The organism is Methylobacterium sp. 37f, assembly GCF_023093475.1.
Taxonomy (GTDB): Bacteria; Pseudomonadota; Alphaproteobacteria; order Rhizobiales; family Beijerinckiaceae; genus Methylobacterium.
In genome coordinates this window covers 18040-36373 of record NZ_JAGHKN010000047.1, presented here as the reverse complement: position 1 = coordinate 36373, position 18334 = coordinate 18040, and the positions used below count along the sequence as shown (strand labels likewise).

7 protein-coding genes are annotated in these 18334 nt (G+C 73.6%); 4 read left to right on the top strand and 3 right to left on the bottom strand.

Translation table 11 applies throughout. The annotated features are described in order from the left end of the window. The first annotated feature begins 369 nt into the window (after window positions 1–369). On the top strand, window positions 370–498 hold the full coding sequence (locus tag J7U37_RS25200) for a hypothetical protein (protein WP_282104097.1): 129 nt from the start codon (window positions 370–372) through the stop codon (window positions 496–498). Here J7U37_RS25200 and J7U37_RS22115 read toward each other — a convergent pair. Genes J7U37_RS22115 through J7U37_RS22105 form a run of 3 tightly spaced genes read right to left on the bottom strand, consistent with a single transcriptional unit; the run spans window position 488 to window position 3818 of the window. Continuing rightward, window positions 488–1321, bottom strand: a complete 834-nt coding sequence (locus tag J7U37_RS22115; RefSeq protein ID WP_247637111.1) for an ATP-binding cassette domain-containing protein — start codon at window positions 1319–1321, stop codon at window positions 488–490. The genes J7U37_RS25200 and J7U37_RS22115 overlap by 11 nt on opposite strands. A 41-nt stretch (window positions 1322–1362) precedes the next feature. Continuing rightward, the gene (locus J7U37_RS22110; RefSeq protein WP_247637110.1) at window positions 1363–2739 is read right to left on the bottom strand and encodes a lysine N(6)-hydroxylase/L-ornithine N(5)-oxygenase family protein; all 1377 of its coding nucleotides are present in this window, start codon (window positions 2737–2739) and stop codon (window positions 1363–1365) included. Further along, window positions 2736–3818 (bottom strand): GNAT family N-acetyltransferase, encoded by a 1083-nt coding sequence (locus J7U37_RS22105; RefSeq protein ID WP_056188288.1) that lies wholly within the window; start codon window positions 3816–3818, stop codon window positions 2736–2738. Before J7U37_RS22105 ends, J7U37_RS22110 begins: the two co-directional genes overlap by 4 nt. 255 nt (window positions 3819–4073) lie before the next feature. Between J7U37_RS22105 and J7U37_RS22100 the strand changes: the two genes are divergently transcribed. Genes J7U37_RS22100 through J7U37_RS25195 form a run of 3 tightly spaced genes read left to right on the top strand, consistent with a single transcriptional unit; the run spans window position 4074 to window position 18327 of the window. Then, window positions 4074–4298 (top strand): MbtH family NRPS accessory protein, encoded by a 225-nt coding sequence (locus tag J7U37_RS22100; protein ID WP_056188290.1) that lies wholly within the window; start codon window positions 4074–4076, stop codon window positions 4296–4298. 43 nt (window positions 4299–4341) lie between these two features. Beyond that, window positions 4342–14109 (top strand): non-ribosomal peptide synthetase, encoded by a 9768-nt coding sequence (locus J7U37_RS22095; RefSeq protein WP_247637109.1) that lies wholly within the window; start codon window positions 4342–4344, stop codon window positions 14107–14109. Beyond that, window positions 14110–18327, top strand: a complete 4218-nt coding sequence (locus tag J7U37_RS25195; protein WP_348773013.1) for an amino acid adenylation domain-containing protein — start codon at window positions 14110–14112, stop codon at window positions 18325–18327. It abuts the gene before it with no gap. Window positions 18328–18334 lie beyond the last annotated feature (7 nt).

The window sequence follows — 18334 nt, the reverse complement described above, 5'->3', positions numbered from 1 at the left end:
CACTGCCTTGGAGCAGTGGACAAACCGAAGGCCAGATCACGCGTCCCAAGCTCTTGAAGCGCGCCATGTACGGTCGCGCCAATCTCGATCTCCTACGACGACGGTTCCTCCTCGCAGCCTGATCCACTAAACTTGGCGAAGAGCCACTTTGATGGGTCAGGGTCAAGGCCAAGCAGACCTTCCCAGCCCCCGGCACGGGACCGCCGGATGGAGATCCGGGGGGCGTTCCTTCAGGGGGAGAACCCTCCGGAGAAGCCTTCTGTTGTGTCCCAATCTAAGTCCGCCGAAGGAGGACCAGGAGCGTGGGTTGCAGATCCCCCGGAGGCTTCCGGCCTATCCTTCATGGGAAAGGAATCGATCGGAGCGTACATGGCCATGGTGCTCCGGCCAAAGGGCAGGCAGGACCGCATCGACCTGAAGGTGCGCTTGCTCCGGTTTCCGGGCTGGGACCTTGCGCCCTTCGCGCCGCCGGCGGCGATTGCCGGCGTCACCGGGTGAAGCTGATGGGGACGTCTGTGTCCGGGTGCCGGAATATCCCCATGCGAATCCCGTAGACGGCTTCCAGTGACTCCGGCGTTAGGAGGTCGTCCGGGGATCCGCGCCGAATGAGGTGCCCGCCGTGCAATGCGAGGATCTCGTCGCAGTAGCGGGCCGCCAGGTTGATGTCGTGCAGGACCACCAGCACCGTGACGCCGCGCGCATCGGCCAGGCGCCGGACCAGGGCCATCACCTCGACTTGGTGCGCGACGTCGAGGGCCGAGATCGGCTCGTCGAGGAGGAGGCAGCCGGCATCCTGCGCCACCAGCATGGCGAGCCAGACCCGCTGGCGCTCGCCCCCCGAGAGGCTGTCGACGAGACGCTCGGCGAAGGCCTCCGTGCCGGTGAGCGCCATCGCCTCCGTGACGATGCGGCGGTCGGTGGCGCCGATCCGCCCCAGGGCTCCGTGCCAGGGATAGCGGCCCATGGCGACGAGCTCGCGCACCAGCAGTCCCGGCGCCTGGGGCGTCGCCTGCGGCAGGTAGGCGACGGCGCGCGCGAAGGCCCTGTCGCCCCAGTCGTCAAGGGCGCGACCCCGGAAGCCGATGCGGCCCCCGCTCGGGCGCTGCTGGCGTCCCAGCAGCTTGATCAGGGTCGATTTGCCGGAACCGTTATGCCCCACGAGGCCGACGACGCCCCGGCTTGGCAAGTCGAGGGTGAGGGGAGCGAGGAGCTGGCGCCCGGGCACCACGAACGACACCCCATCGAGCCGATAGCCCACCGCGTCCCCCGCCGGTGGGGCGGCCCCGGGGGCTTCGGCGGGTGGAGAGGCCGTGGCGATCATCCGGGATGGTCCGTCGGGGCGTGAGGTCGGGCGGGGCGGGATCAGGCCGAGGCGCGGACCGGGGGAGCGTCCCTCAGCAGCGCCTGCGCGATCTCCTGCCCGCGAACCACCAGGATGGAAAGCAGGGTGTCGCTCAGGCCGTGGCTCTCCTCGCTGAAACCCTGCAGGTAGATGGCCGGCTCGAAGCCGGGCCGGGTCCGCAGGCGGTAATCGCGATCGACGCCTCCGTCCGCGAGGTAGGGCTCCAGGGCCGGCATCAGGGACCGGACCCGGTCGCGCCGATAGCCGGTGGCCAGGATCACCGCGTCGTAGCGGTCCCGGCGGCGGGCGCCCTTGGCCTCGTCGACGAGGTCGAGCGCGACCTGCGGGCCGTGGTCGGTCACGGCCTCCACGCGGGTCCGCCGGTACAGGGCGTGCCGGGCCGCGCCCACAACCTTCTGCTGGTAGAGGATCTCGTAGATCCGGGTCAGGAGATCGCCGTCGATCACCGAGTAGTTGGTGCCGCGGAATTCCTCGATCAGCGCGCTGCGGCCCGGATCGGGCTGGCCATAGACGAAGTCGGTGAAGTCGGGATTGAAGATCTCGTTGACGAAGGGGCTGTCGTCGGCCGGCTTCAGGGCCTGGCCGCGGAAGATCATGTCGATCCGTGCGCCCGGCAGCCGGCTCTGGAGGTCGAGGAACAGCTCGGCGGCGGTCTGGCCGGCGCCGATCACGGCGATGCGCGGCGAGGGGCCGGCGAGGGGGAGCGCCTCGATGCTCCGAAGGTAGCCTGAGGAATGGAACACGCGCGGATTGCCATGCAAGCCCGCGAAGGCCTCCGGGATGCGCGGCTCGCCGCCCGTGGCGAGGACGACGGCCTGGGTCCGGCGGCGACGCTCGCGCCCAGCGCCGTCCGCCGAGCGCACGACGAGGTGGCGCACCGTCTCGCCCGTCCGCTCCGGCTCCACCGCCAGGACGGTCTCGCCGTAGTCGCAACGGTCGGCGAAGTGGGACGCCACCCAGCGCAGGTAGTCGTTGAACTCGATCCGGCTCGGATAGAACGACTTGCGGTTGATGTAGTCGGTCAGCCGGCCGTGCACGTGCAGGTAATTGATGAAGCTGAACGGGCTCGTCGGGTCGCGCAGGGTGACGAGGTCCTTCAGGAACGAGATCTGCATGCCGCTGTCGGGGAGCAGCATGCCACCGTGCCAGAGAAACTCGGGCTGGCGCTCCAGGTAGCGCACCCGGGCGGGGCGTCCGCTCCGGCGGCCGGCCTCGTCGAGGGCGATGGCGAGGGCGAGGTTCGACGGGCCGAAGCCGATCCCGATCACGTCCTGCACGGCGCCGTCCGGTCTCTCGCCGCCGAAGGTGAACGCCTCGGAATCAGCGGCCGGGCTTCGAAGGCCCAGGGCGGCGTCGGACTGATAGCCTTCTGTCATGCGGCGGCTCCCAGCGCGCGGTCTGCGATTGTCGCGTCGTCCACGCGCGCGGGCTGCGCCTGCGGCGGGTTCGGCGCCCACAGCCGCTCGCCGAAGAAGCGCTCGCGCAACAGCATCACCAGGGCGGCGCGCTTGTGCGGGAAGTCGAAGGTCTTGATGCGGGCGAAGCCCGAGCGTTCGAGGTTGCGCAGCTGCTGGACGTGATCGGCCCGGGGCTCGCCGACGATCCGGTCGGTGCGCGCATCGTCGAGGAAGAGGGCGTGCATCAGCGAGGGCAGCCAGGCGGAGACGTAGGGCCGGCCACGGAACCGGTCCTCGCCCACCAGCACGTGCCAGCCGCGATCGTAGTCGCGCACCTCGTAGAACGGCGCGAGGCGGTTCTCCTTGGCCCAGTACACCTCGAAATAGCCGAACGGTTCGTCGCCGAAGCTGCCGATCAGGGGGAGCATGTGCGGATCGGCGATGAGGCCGGCGAGGTAGGCCTCGTGCTTGGCGCGGGGACCCGCCTCCGCCCAGACCGCGTTGACGCGCGGGTCGTTCATCCAGCGGTGCAGCCGATCGACGTCGTCGAGGGTCGCCGCCCGGAACGCAACCGACTGTCCGAGCCAGGGGATGAAGCGCCGATAGAGGAGTCCCGTGGGCTTGGGCGCCCGCAGGGGATGGCGCCGCCCCTCGGTCATCACCGGCATGGCGGGGAAGTCCCGGCGCGACGGGTCCGCGAGCCAGGGCTCGGGGCGCTGCAAGAGCAGGGCGGCATGGACCGCGAGCGCGTCCCCGTCACCCACTGCGAGGCCCGCGGCGCGCAGGGCCGGCACGAGATCCGCGGCGCCCGCGAGGTCCAGACCGATCCGGTCCTGGTCCGGATGGGCCGCCGAGACGGCCTCGAACGCGGCCATCAGGGCGGGCAGCGCGGTTGCGGCGTCCAGGCCCTCCCCATCCTCGAAGGTCAGGCGGACGGGGCCGGTCCCGGACAGCCGCAAGCGCAGGGCCACACGGTCGTCCGCCACGACGCTGAGCTGTTCGCCGGCCTGGTGGACGATCCGGGGGCGGCCGGCCGCCTCTCCGGCGCGAAAGGGCATGGGGGTTCGCAACATCGGCCTCGCCTTCGCTGGCAGGTCTGCACGGCTGACAGGTCTGCACGCCGGCAGGTTCTCCGCTGTCAGGCGCGGACCGCCCCCGATCGCGCCGGGGACGCAGCACCTGTTGCCCACAAGGACGCCGGGGCGCCGCCGCGATTTAGGCCCGGCCCGAACTTTTTTCGCGGCGTCGGACTAAATTCGCGGCGGCCCTCACCGTCCTGCCTAGCGAGACCGCAGCGTTCCGGGAGCAGGCCCATGGCGATCGACGACAGCGAAGCGACGTTCCTCGTCGTCCTCAACCACGAGGCGCAATACTCCATCTGGCCGTCCTTCCGGCCGGTGCCGCAGGGCTGGGCCGCCACCGGATATTCAGGGATCCGGGCCGACTGCCTCGCCCATATCGACACGGTCTGGACCGACATGCGCCCGGCCTCGCTGCGGCGCGCCCTCGACGGGGACGCGCCGGCGCCCCGGACCTGAGCCCGCCGCTGCTCCCCAGCCTCGCATGTCGTCAGGAGATCCGATGACCGTCGTCGTCCCGCGCGCTCCGATCACGGTGGCCCCCGCCCGCGATTTCGTCCGCCACCTGCGCGGGCTGGCCGAGGCCCATGGCCCGGTCGCGGCCCTGCATTTCCTCGACGATCCGGCCTCCGGCGAGATCACGGTGAGCTACGCGGACCTCGACCGGCGCGTCCGGGCCGTCGCTGCCCGGCTCCAGGGCCATGCGCTGCCGGGCGACCGGGTCGCCGTGATGCTGGAGACGGGCCTCGACTACGTGGCGGCCTTCTTCGGCTGCCTCTATGCCGGCCTGATCGCGGTGCCGGCCTTCCCGCCCGAGGCGCGCCGGGCGCAGCATCAGGCCCGGCTGTCGGCGGTCCTGACGGATTCCGAGCCGGCGGCGATCCTCGTGCACCGCGAGGCCGCCGACATCGTCCGGGCCTTGCCGGGGGCCGCCGCGGCGGTGGTCCTCAGCGTCGAGGACATCGCGACGGCGGAGGCCGCGGACTGGCGAGGCCAATTGCCGGAGCCGGACGGGATCGCCTTCCTACAATACACCTCCGGCTCCACGGCCTCGCCCAAGGGCGTCGTGGTCAGCCACGCCAACCTGATGGCGAACGAGCGCGCGATCCGCGATGGCCTCGGCTTCCGCGCGGACGACGTGGTGGTGAGCTGGCTGCCGCTCTACCACGACATGGGCCTGATCGGTGGGCTGCTGCAGCCGATCCATGCCGGCATCCCGGCTGTGCTGATGTCGCCCAAGTACTTCCTGGGGCGTCCCGCCCGCTGGCCGGAGGCGATCCACCGCCATCGCGGCACGGTGAGCGGCGGCCCCGACTTCGCCTTCCGGCTCTGCCATGACCGCATCGACGACGACGCCCTGGCGCGCCTCGACCTATCCTCCTGGCAGGTGGCCTTCTCGGGCTCCGAGATGGTGCGCGCCGCAACCATGGCGGATTTCGCCGCGCGCTTCGCCCCTGCCGGCTTTGACCCGCGCGCGCTCATGCCCTGCTACGGCCTCGCCGAGGCGACCCTGTTCGTTTCGGCGGGCAGGCGCGGCGCCGGCCTGTGCAGCCTCGACCTCGACCCCGGGAGCCTAGCCCGGGGCGAGGCACGGGAGACGGCGAGCGAGGAGGCGAGCCGCCTCGTCGAGTGCGGCATGTCGCAGGAGGACCACCCGGTCAGGATCGCCGACCCGGCCGGGGTCTTCCTGCCGGAGGGCGTCGTCGGCGAGGTCCGCGTCTCCGGTCCCAGCCTCGCCCAGGGCTATTGGCGCAACCCGGCGGCGAGCGCCGAGACCTTCCCGGAGGTCGAGGGCCGGCGCTGGCTGCGTACCGGCGACCTCGGCTTCCTGACGGCGGGGCGGCTCGTCCTGGTGGGACGGGCCAAAGACCTCATCATCCTGCGCGGGCAGAACGTCTATCCGCAGGACGTCGAGCGGGTGGTCGAGGCGGAGGTCGACATCCTGCGCCAGGGCCGGATCGCCGCCTTCGGCCTGGAACGCGAGGGCCGCGAGGGCATCGGTGTCGCCGTGGAAGTCTCGCGCAGCGTCCAGAAGCTGGTGCGGCCCGAGGCTCTGGCGGTTCTGGTCTCGGAAGCCGTGGCCGACGCTTTCCTGGAGACCGCCCGCGTCGTCGTGCTCCTCAATCCGGGCGGCCTGCCGCGCACCTCCAGCGGCAAGATCCAGCGCGGGGCGACCCGAGAGGGCTGGCTGGCGGGCAGCCTCGATGCCTACGCGGTGATCGAGGATGGCCGGCTGGCCGGGGCGCGAACGCAGCAATCCGCGGCTCTCACGCCCACCGAGGCACTGGTGGCCGGGCTGTTCGCCCGGATCCTCGGGCGGACGGAGCAGGATCGCGACAGCCACTTCTTCGCCCAAGGGGGCGATTCCCTCAGCGCGATCCGCATCCTGACCGAGATCCACGCCGCGACCGGCCTGTCCCTGCCCGCCGCGACCCTGTTCGCCCATCCGCGCCTCGGCGCCTTCGCGCAGGCCCTGGACCGCCTGCGCGAGACCGGCGCCGCCCAGGCCGCGATCCCGCGCGCGGATCGGTCGGGCGCGCTACCGCTCTCGCCCGGCCAGGACCGCCTATGGTTCGAGGCCGCCTACGGCGACGGCCCCGGCCACCACATAGCCGGCGGACTGCGCCTCGACGGCCCCATGGACCGTGCGGCCCTCAAAACCACCCTGTCCGCGCTGACGGCGCGCCACGAGGCCTTCCGCACGCGGCTGCGCCAGCGCCCGGACGGGCGGGCGGATGCCGTGATCGATCCCGTGGGAGCATCGGCCGGCCTGCCCGAAACGGACCTGTCTGGGCTCGACGAGCGGGCGCGCGAAGAAGCCCTGGAGGCGCTCATGCACGCAGAGGCGGAGGCTCCCTTCACCCTCGATGGCGGCGCCCTCTCCCGGTTCCGGCTGGTGCGCTGCGCCCCCGAGGCGCACGTGCTTCTCGTCACGATGCACCACATCGTCTCCGACGGCTGGTCGATGCGGGTGATCCTGCGCGAATGGCCGGCCCTCTATGCGGCGGCCCGCGCGGGCCGGGCGGATTCCCTCGAGCCCCTGCAGATCCAGCCCGTCGACGTCGCGGCTTGGCAGCGCGACCCGGCCCGGGAAGCGGCCCGCGCCGAGGACCTCGCCTGGTGGCGCGCGCGCCTGGATGGCCCGGAGCCGGATCTCGCTTTGAGCGACCGCGCCCGCCCACCCGAGACGGCGTCCCTCGGCCTGCTCGCTTTCCAGATCGATCCGGCCCTCGGCCGCGGCGTGGCGGATTTCGCGCGCGCCACCGGCACCTCGCCCTTCGCCGTGCTGACCGCCGCCTTCGCGCTGGTCCTGGGCCGCTTCGCGGGGACGCGCGCCCTGCGCCTCGCCCTGCCGGTGGCCGGGCGCCAGCGCCAGGAGACGGAGGGCCTCGTCGGCCTCTTCGTGAACACCCTGGTCATCCCGGTCGCGATCGAGCCCACCGGCGACGGGCGCGACCTTGTCGCTCGGGTCTGGTCCGTGCTGGCGGAGGCGCAGGCCCATGCCGAGCTGCCGTTCGAGCGCCTAGTGGAGGCGCTGCAGCCGCAGCGCGTGCCCGGCCGCGCTCCCCTGGCTCAAGTCATGATCAGCCAGCAGCCGGCCGGGCTCGGCATCCTCGGGGAGGCGGGCGGCCTCAGCCTCACGGCTTTCGGGCGGGATACAGGCACTCCGGCCTTTGACCTCGTTCTGGAAGTCGCGGAGAACGCGGAGGCGCCCGCCTGCACCTTCGCCTATCGCACCGCGCTGTTCGACGCCCCAGCGGTCACGAGAATCCGCGACGGTTTCCTTCGTCTTCTGGTTGCGCTGGTGGCGGAGCCGTCGCGGCGGGTGGACCTCCTGCCCCTCGTCCCGGAACGGACCCGCCTGGCCCTGTCGGCCCCCTATCCCGGACCGCTCCCCCTGGCCGAGGACCTCCTGCCCGGCCTGATCGCGCGCGCCGCCGCCGTACGCCCCGACGCGCCCGCCGTGATCGGCGGCGAGACCACCACCTTCGCCGAGCTCGACGCCAGCGCCAACCGCCTCGCCCACGCCCTCGTCCGGCACGGCGTCCGGGCCGAAACCCGCGTCGCCGTCGCCCTGCCGCGCTCCGCCCGCCAGATCGCCGCCTTCCTCGCCGTCCTGCGCGCGGGCGGCGCCTTCCTGCCCCTCGATGCCGGCCTGCCCGCCCCGCGCCTGGCCAGCCTCCTGGCCGAGGCCCGGCCCAGCCTCGTTCTCGTCGATCCCAACACCCGCGCGCGGTTGGCCGAGGCCCTGGCGCTGCTGCCGGAGCTCGGTCCCGGCGCACCAAGGTCTGAGGCTGCGCCTAGGCCGAAGGCCGAGCCTGAGCCTGTCCTGCTTGACCATGACGCCCTCGACCTCGCGGCCGAGCCCGCCACCGCCCCCGCCGTCACGCTGCACCCGGACCAGCTCGCCTATGTCATCCACACCTCCGGCTCCACCGGCCGGCCCAAGGGCGTGGCCGTCACCCACGGACCCCTGGCCGCCCATATCCGCGCCACCGGCGCCCTCTACGAGACCGGGCCCGAGACCCGCGAACTCCACGTCCTCTCCATGAGCTTCGACGGCGCCCACGAGCGCTGGATGGTGCCCCTGGCCTTCGGCGGCTGCGTCGTGCTCAAGCCCGACGGCCTCTGGACCCCGCGCGAGGCCCTCGACGCCATGGAGCGACACCGCGTCAGCCATGCGGGCTTTCCTACCGCCTACATGCACACCCTGGCGCTCGAGGCCGCCGCCGGCCCCGCCCCCAGCCCGCGCTCCTACGCCTTCGGCGGCGAGGCCCTCTCGCGCGAGAGCTTCGGGCTGATCGCGCGGGCCTTGCGCCCGCGCTTCCTCATCAACGGCTACGGGCCCACCGAGACGGTGATCTCGCCCCTGGCCTGGAAGACCGGCCCGGAGGCCACGGTGGAGGACGCCTATGCGCCGATCGGCCGGGCGGTGGGTCCGCGCCGCGCCCTGATCCTCGACGCGGCCCTGGAGCCGGTGCCGGTGGGGGTGACGGGCGAGCTCTACCTCGGCGGCGCCTGCCTGGCGCGGGGCTACCTCGGCCAGCCGGGTCAGACGGCGGCTCGCTTCCTGCCCGACCCCTACGGGGCGCCCGGGGCCCGGCTCTACCGCACGGGGGACCTCGCCCGCTGGCGGGCGGACGGGACGGTGGCGTATCTCGGGCGGGCGGACGCGCAGGTGAAGCTGCGCGGCTTCCGGATCGAGCTGGGCGAGGTCGAGGCGGCCCTGCTCGCCCAGGAGACGGTGGCGGGGGCGGCCGCCGTCCTGCGGGACGGGCCGGCGGGTCCGCGCCTGGTGGGCTACGTGGTGGCGGCGCCCGGCGCCGCGCCGGCGGAGGGACCCTTGCGCGCGGCCCTGGCGCGGCGTCTGCCGGACTACCTGGTGCCGGGCCGGATCGTGGTTCTGGCGGCCCTGCCGCTGACGCCGGGGGGCAAGCTCGACCGAGCGGCCCTGCCGGACCCGGCCGATCCGCTGCCCGAGGACGCGCCGGCACGGCCCTTGAGCGAGACGGAGGCCGTGGTGGCCGGTATCTGGGCCGAGGCCCTCGGCCTGCCCGCCCTTCACCCCGATCAAAACTTCTTCGAGGCCGGTGGCGACTCGATCCTCAGCCTCCAGATCGTGGCGCGCCTGCGCGCGGCAGGCTTTGCCGCACAGCCCCGGCAAATCTTCGCGCATCAGAGCGTGGCGGCCCTGGCTCGCGTGCTCCGGACGCGCGGCACCGAGGCGGCCGCACCCGCCCTGCCGGAAGGCCCGGCCCCGCTCACGCCGATCCAGGCGTGGTTCCTGCGCCAGGACATGCCACGCCCGGACCACTGGAACCAGTCGCTGCGCCTGATCCTCGGGGCGGATGTCGACGGCGACCGCCTCGCCGACGCGCTGCGCCGTCTTCCGGCTCGCCACGAGGCCCTGCGCACGGCCTTCCGGCGCGACCGCGAGGGGGCCTGGACCCAGGCGCCCGTCCCGGCCGAGCAGCTGCCCGACCCGGTCGCCCAGGTTGCGGTCGCATACGAGGTCGAGACGGAAGCCTGCTTCCGCGCCGCCGAGAGGAGCCTCGACCTCGCGCGCGGCCGGGTCTTCGCGGCAATCCTCGCCGTGGCCGACGACGGCCCGGCCCGCCTCCTGCTGACCGCCCACCACCTCGTCGTCGACGCAGTCTCCTGGCGCATACTCCTCACCGACCTCGAAGCGTTGTACCGCGACGAGGCCGCGCTCTCCGCCCCGGCCGTCCCGTTCCGCGCCGTCGCGCACCATGTGGGCACGCAGCCGCCGCGAGACCCTGCGCCCTGGATCGCCGCCCTGGGCGCCCCCTCCCGTGCCCTACCGGTCGACCATCCGGACGGCACCCGCCGGCAGCGCGACGCCCGCGAGATCCGGATCGCCTTCGATGCCGGCACCACCGCCGGCCTCGACAGGGCAGGGGGGGCGACGCGCCCGCGCCTGCACGAACGGGTGCTCACCGGCATCGCCCGTGCCGTCGCCACCTGGGCCGGCGGGGATGCCCTGCACGTCACCGTGGAGCGGCACGGCCGCGATGCGGCCCTGGCGGTGGAGTGCACCGTGGGCTGGTTCACCACGCTGGTTCCGGTGCGCCTCGCCCTCACGGGGGACCGCGATCGCGACGTTCGGATGGTCAAGGAGGCCCTGCGCTGCCTGCCCGGCGCGGCGGACGAATTCGGCTGCCTGCGCGAGCTAGGTCCCACCGAGATCCGCGACTGTCTCGCCGCCCTGCCGGTGCCGGCCCTGACCTTCAACCATCTCGGCACCCTCGACGGTCTCGCCCCGGGCGGCCTGTTCTCCCTGGACGCCGAGGACATGCGTCTCTCGGCCGACCCGGATTCACCGCTCGGCGCCGAGCTCACCATCGACAGCTACGTGCGCGGCGGCAGCCTCACCCTGCGCCTCGCCTATGCGAAGACGCGCTTCGCGGAGCGCACCATCGTGACCCTGTCGGAGCGCATCCGGGACGAGCTCGCGGCGCTGGCATCCGCACCGGAGGCGCCTGGCCTGACTCCGTCCGACGTGCCCCTCGTGGGCCTCGACCAGGACGGGCTCGATCGCCTCGGCCTCGACGACCGCAGAGTCAGCGACCTCTACCCGCTCGCCCCCGCCCAGGCCGGCATCCTGTTCCACGCCCTCGCCGCGCCCGGAACGGGCCTCTACGTGAACCAGCTCGCCGTCACCATCGCGGGCCTCGACGCCCCGCGCTTCGTGGCGGCGTGGCGGGCGGCGCTCGCCCGGCACCCGATCCTGCGCAGCGGCTTTCTCTGGACCGAGGCGATGGGCGCGCCGCTCCAGGCGGTCCACGCGACGGCGGAGCTTCCCGTCGCGTGGTGCGACCTGCGCACGGACGCGGCGCCGGATCTCGGCGCCCTGGCGGAAGCCGAGCGGGCGCAGGGCTTCGACCTCGCGCGTCCTCCGCTGATGCGGCTCCTCCTGGCGGCCCTTCCGGACGGGTCGCACCACCTGATCTGGACCTGCCACCACCTCCTCCTCGACGGCTGGAGCAATGCCCGCCTCGTCTCCGAGGTGCTGCGGACCTATGCGGGCGAGGCCTTGGAGCCGCCGCACCGCCTGTTCCGGGAGCACGTCGCCGCCCTGGCACGGGGCGATTCCGTAGGCGACGCGGCCTATTGGCGGGATGCCCTGGCGCCCCTCGACGAACCGAGCCTCCTCGCTCCCGCCCTCTCGGGCGAGACGGGGTGGACCGGCCACGGAACTGTCGACACCCCGCTGGATCGGGCGCTGATCGCGCGCCTCAAGGCCGTGGCGCGCGCCGAGCGCGTCACCCTCGCAACTCTGTTCGAGGCCGCCTGGGCCCTGACGCTGGCGCGCTTCACCAACCGGTCCCGGGTGGCCTTCGGCGTCACGGTCTCGGGCCGGCCCGCCGATGACGGCGGGATGCATGAGGTGCTCGGCTTGTTCATCAACACGGTGCCGCGCTGCATCCACCTCCCGGCCGAGAGGCCGGTCGGCACGTGGCTGCGGGAGTTGCAGGACGCGGCCGCGACCCTGCGCGACCATGCCCTGGCGCCGCTGGTGGCGATCCAGGGCTGGGCGGGTTCGCCGGGCCGGCCGCTCTTCGACAGCCTTCTCGTGGTCGAGAACTACCCCATCGATGCCGTGGTCCGCCACCGCGACGCGGGCGACCTGCGCTTCGGGCCGGTGACGACCCTGGAGGCGACGGACGTGCCCCTCACGCTCTCGGTCCTTCTCGATGCGGCGCCGCGCCTGACCTGGAGCCACGACCGCGCCCAGATCGGCACCGCCGACATCGACCGGCTGGCGGCGCAGATGCTGGGCACCCTCGCGGCCCTGGTGGAGAACGCGCAGGCGCCCCTTGGAAGCCTGGACCTCGTTCCGGAGGGCGAGCGCCGCGCGGGGTGGGCCGGTGTCCGCCTGCCGGCCCCGGCCGGGCCAGCACCGGCTGAGCCGGCGATCCACCGGCGCATCGCCGCGCAGGCGCAGCGGCGCCCCCAGGCGATCGCCGTGACCTGCGCGGACGCGGACCTCAGCTACGGCGCGCTCGACGCCCGCGCCGCGCGGCTGGCCCGTCACCTCGTGCGCGCCGGTGTCCGACCGGGCGCCCTGGTGGGCCTCTGCGCCGAGCGCTCCCTCGATCTCGTGGTCGGCCTGCTGGCGATCCTGAAGAGCGGCGCCGGTTACCTGCCCCTCGATCCCGGCTACCCGGCCGACCGGCTCGCCTTCCTGCTGGCCGATTCGGGCGCCGCACATGTCCTGGTCCAGGGCGACGCCCTCGGGCCGGACGTCGCGCGGCCCACGCCGGCGCCCCGCCTCATCCGCCTCGACGGCCCGCTTCCGGGCGAGACCGACGCCGTGACCCTGCCGGGGCCGCCCCATCCCGACCAGCCGGCCTACGTGATCTACACCTCGGGCTCCACGGGACAGCCCAAGGGCGTCGTGATCACCCACGCCAACGTCGCCCGGCTCCTGGAGACCACGCAGGGCCAGTTCGGCTTCGGCGAGGCCGATGTATGGACGCTGTTCCACGCCTACGGATTCGACTTCTCGGTCTGGGAGATCTTCGGCGCCCTCTGCCATGGCGGGCGCCTCGTCGTGGTGCCCCGTTCGGTCGCGCGGGCGGCGGACGCCTTCCTCGATCTCCTCGTGCACGAGGGCGTCACGGTCCTGAACCAGACCCCCTCCGCCTTCCGGCCGCTGATGCAGGCGGTTCTGGCCCGCACGCCGTCCCCGCCTCTCGCCCTGCGCACGATCGTGTTCGGCGGCGAGGCCCTGGATGTCGCCGGCCTCGCGCCCTGGTTCGAGCGCTTCAGCGACGCGGCCCCCCGGCTCGTCAACATGTACGGCATCACCGAGACCACGGTGCACGTCACCTCGCGGGCGTTGCGGGCCGGCGACGCCGCATCGCCGGACAGCCCGATCGGCGAGGCCCTGCCGGACCTGACTCTCCGCCTCCTCGACGACGCCCTGGATCCGGTGCCGGACGGCGTGCCGGGGGAGATCCACGTGGGCGGCGCCGGACTCGCGCAGGGCTATCTCGGGCGGCCCGGCCTTACCGCCGCGCGCTTCGTGCCCGATCCGTTCGGTCCCCCCGGCGCCCGGCTCTACCGCAGCGGCGACCGCGCCCTGCGGCGTCCCGACGGCAGCCTCCACTATCTCGGCCGGGGCGACGGGCAGGTGAAGCTGCGCGGCTACCGCATCGAGACCGGCGAGGTCGCGGCGGCTCTCCGGGCCGAGCCGGAGGTCGCGGATGCGACCGTGATCCTGCGCGACGGCCCCGGCGGGCCGCGCCTCCTTGCCTACGTGGTCCCGGCGGATCCGGCGGCCGGGGACCTGGACGAGCCCGGCCTGCGCGCCCGCCTGCTGCGGCGGCTGCCCGAGCACATGGTGCCGGCCGGCATCGTTGCCCTGGCGGCCCTGCCGCTGACCCCCAATGGCAAGCTCGACACCCGAACCCTGCCCGAACCGACGCGCGCTAATCCGGTCTCGGAACCGCCGGAGGGTGAGACGGAGCGGGCGATCGCGACGATCTGGTGCGAGGTGCTGGACGTCAGCGCGGTGACCCGCGACGACAACTTCTTCGCCCTCGGGGGGCATTCCCTGAGCGCCGCGCAGGTGGCGATGCGGATCGGCCAGCGCCTCGGTACCCCGGTTCCGATCCGCACCGTATTCGAGGCCCAGACCCTGTGCGGCCTGGCCCGGGCGGTGGAGGCGGAGCGCGCCGACGGCGCGGGCGACCCTGGCGATCTCTCCGCCATGGACGATCTCCTCGCCGATCTGGAGGCCTGAGTGAACGCCCACGCCGCCGACCTCAGCCGCCGCTTCGGCCGCCTCCCCACCGAGAAGCGCCGGCTCTTCCTTGAGGCCCTGGCCGCCCGCGGCATCGATTTCGGGCGCCTGCCCATCGTGCCGGGCGAAGCGGCGGATCCGGCGGTTGGCCAGCCCTCCGGTCTCCCCGTGTCCTGCGCCCGGCTCTCCTATGCGCAGGAGCGCCTCTGGATGATCGGCCGAATGGGCGGCGACGCGGCCCTCCTGCACATCGCCGGTGGCCTTTGGCTCGACGGTCCCCTGGACCGGGTGGCCCTTGCAGCTGCGCTCGCGGCCCTCGCGGCGCGGCATCCGAGCCTGCGGACCGGCTTCCGCCCGGGATCGGAGGACCGGGTCGAGGCGGTGACCCACGGGGCCGTCGGCGACACCCTGCTGCGCGACGCGGATGTCTCGGATCTCGCCCCGCCGGCGCAGCGGGAACGCCTCGATGCCGTCTCGCGGGCCGAGGCGCGGGCGGCCTTCGACCTCGCCGTCCCGCCGCTGCTGCGGACGCTGCTGGTGCGCTGCGGACCGGACCGACACGTCCTGCTCCTGACCCTGCACCACCTCGTCGCCGACGGCCGCTCGGTCGAGATCCTCCTGACCGAGTTGATGCGGCTCTACGCGTCCGGGCGCGCGGCCGACCTGCCGCCCCTGCCCATCGCCTATGCGGATTATGCCCGTTGGCAGCGCGACTGGCTGGAAGCGGGCGAGCTCGACCGGCAGCTCGGGCGCTGGCGCGACCTTCTCGGCACCGGCGACCCGGTGCTGCCGCTGCCCCTCGACAGGGCCCGGCCCGCGGTCCAGAGCTTTCGCGGTGCGGCCGTCGCCTTCGCGGTGGAGGCGGGTGTCGCGGAGGGGCTGCGCGGGCTCGCGCGGGTGGCCGGCGCGACCCCCGCCATGGTGCTCCTCGCGATCTTCGCCCTGCTCCTGCGCCGGATCACCGGCGAGACCTCCCTGCGCATCGGCGTGCCAATCGCCAATCGCGGGCGGCCGGAGACCGAGCACGTGGTCGGCCTGTTCGTGAACACCCTGGCGCTGCGCCTGGACGTCGACCCGGCCGCAAGCGTGGAGCGCTTCGTTGTGGGGGTGCGTGAGGCCATGCTGGAGGCGCAGGGACATGCGGACCTGCCCTTCGAGCGGCTGGTGGATGCCCTGCAGACCCGGCGAAGCGTCAGTCACACCCCCCTCGTCCAGGTGATGCACAACCACCGCGTCGCCGGCCCGGACCGGTTCACGGTCGGCGACCTCACCGTGGCGCCATTCGGCCGCGAAACTGGCAGCATCCAGTTCGACCTGGTGCTGGAGACGGTCGAGTCCGCGGACGGGACCCTGAGCGGGACCTTCGGCTATGCCCGCGACCTGTTCCACCAAGAGACCGTGGAGCGGATGCGCGACGGCTTCCTGCGTCTCCTGTCCGCTGCGGTGGCGGAGCCGTCCCGGCGGGTGAACGGGCTGCTGCTAGTCTCGGCGGCGACCCGCCTGTCCCTGTCGGCGCCCTATCCCGGCCCCCTGCCGCTGGCCGATGCCCTCCTGCCCGACCTTATCGCCCAGGCCGCCGCCGCCCGGCCCGCCGCGGCCGCGGTGATCTGCCCGGACGCTGCCACCACGACAACGACGATTGCCGCCACCATCTCCTTCGCCGCCCTCAACGCCAGCGCCAACCGCCTCGCCCACGCCCTCGTCCGGCACGGCGTCCGGGCCGAAACCCGCGTCGCCGTCGCCCTGCCGCGCTCCGCCCGCCAGATCGCCGCCTTCCTCGCAATCCTGCGCGCGGGCGGCGCCTTCCTGCCCCTTGATGCCGGCCTGCCCGCCCCGCGCCTGGCCAGCCTCCTGGCCGAGGCCCGGCCCAGCCTCGTTCTCGTCGATCCCAACACCCGCGCACGGTTGGCCGAGGCCCTGGCGCTGCTGCCGGAGCTCGGTCCCGGCGCACCAGGGTCTGAGGCTGCGCCCAGGCCGAAGGCCGAGCCTGAGCCTGTCCTGCTTGACCATGACGCCCTCGACCTCGCGGCCGAGCCCGCCACCGCCCCCGCCGTCACGCTGCACCCGGACCAGCTCGCCTATGTCATCCACACCTCCGGCTCCACCGGCCGGCCCAAGGGCGTGGCCGTCACCCACGGACCCCTGGCCGCCCATATCCGCGCCACCGGCGCCCTCTACGAGACCGGGCCCGAGACCCGCGAACTCCACGTCCTCTCCATGAGCTTCGACGGCGCCCACGAGCGCTGGATGGTGCCCCTGGCCTTCGGCGGCTGCGTCGTGCTCAAGCCCGATGGCCTCTGGACCCCGCGCGAGGCCCTCGACGCCATGGAGCGACACCGCGTCAGCCATGCGGGCTTTCCCACCGCCTACATGCACGCCCTGGCGCTCGAGGCCGCCGCCGGCCCCGCCCCCAGCCCGCGCTCCTACGCCTTCGGCGGCGAGGCCCTCTCGCGCGAGAGCTTCGGGCTGATCGCGCGGGCCTTGCGCCCGCGCTTCCTCATCAACGGCTACGGGCCCACCGAGACGGTGATCTCGCCCCTGGCCTGGAAGACCGGCCCGGAGGCCACGGTGGAGGACGCCTACGCGCCGATCGGCCGGGCGGTGGGTCCGCGCCGCGCCCTGATCCTCGACGCGGCCCTGGAGCCGGTGCCGGTGGGGGTGACGGGCGAGCTCTACCTCGGCGGCGCCTGCCTGGCGCGGGGCTACCTCGGCCAGCCGGGTCAGACGGCGGCCCGCTTCCTGCCCGACCCCTACGGGGCGCCCGGGGCCCGGCTCTACCGCACGGGGGACCTCGCCCGCTGGCGGGCGGACGGGACGGTGGCGTATCTCGGGCGGGCGGACGCGCAGGTGAAGCTGCGCGGCTTCCGGATCGAGCTGGGCGAGGTCGAGGCGGCCCTGCTCGCCCAGGAGACGGTGGCGGCGGCGGCCGCCGCCCTGCGGGACGGGCCGGCGGGTCCGCGCCTGGTGGGCTACGTGGTGGCGGCGCCCGGCGCCGCGCCGGCGGAGGGACCCTTGCGCGCGGCCCTGGCGCGGCGTCTGCCGGACTACCTGGTGCCGGGCCGGATCGTGGTTCTGGCGGCCCTGCCGCTGACGCCGGGGGGCAAGCTCGACCGGGCGGCCCTGCCGGCGCCCGCCGACCTCCCGGTCGAAGCGGCCCCGGCCCGCCCGCTCACCGAGACCGAAGCTGTGGTCGCGCGCATCTGGGCCGAGGCCCTCGGCCTGCCCGCCCTTCACCCCGATCAGAACGTCTTCGAGGCCGGCGCCCATTCGCTGACGGCCCTACGGGTCCTGACCGCGCTGGGGACGGCCTTCCCCGGACGCGGCCCGACCATCGCCGACCTGTTCAACAACCAGACCGTGGCGACCCTGGCGGCGGCGCTGACCGCCGACGCGGTGGGCAATGCCGAGGTGGTGCAACTGGCGCGGGGCGGGACCCGCCCGATGCTGTACTGCTTCCCCGGCCTGATGGTGAACACCCAGGAATATGTGCCCCTGGTCCGCCGGCTCGGGCCGGACCAGCCGGTGACCGGCTTCGTCTGCTACTCCCTGAGCGAGGCCCGCAAGAATGTCGTCTCGGTGGAGGACATCGCCGCCCGCTACGCCGAGACCATCCGAGCCGAATGCGCCGGTCGGCCCTGCACGCTGCTCGGCTGGTCCTGGGGCGGCGTGCTCGCCTACGAGGCCGCGCGGATGCTGGGCTCGGACGTGGACTTGACCTTCGTCGGCATGCTCGATGTCTGCGACATCGACGTGAACTTCGCGGTCGGTGCCCTGCCGCTCCTGGACCCCCGGGAGCGTCGCGCCCGGGAGGCGCAGGTCGCCAGCTGGCTCGAACGCGCGCCCATGCGCGCCGACTGGGAGGACCTGTTCCGGCGCATGGACGAGAGCCTGACGGCGCAGTTCCTCGCCTACGTCGCCGCCACCGGACCGCTCCCCGCCGACGGACCGGGCCTCGGCAGCAAGGAATTCGAGCTCTGGACCTTCGTGGACAACACGCTGCTTTACCGGGGATACCGGGCTGCGGCCTTCGACGCCCCGATCCGGGTCTGGCTCGCCGGAGAGTCGCTCGCGCGCGGCCTCAACCACGTGGACTGGACCCGCTATTCCCGAAACGTGCTCAGCCGAGACGTCATCCCGGGGGTGACCCATCGGGAGATCGTCGATTCCCCCGCCTTCCACGACAGCTTCGCCGCCCGCCTGAATCCAAGCCCCGCCTGAGGGGGCG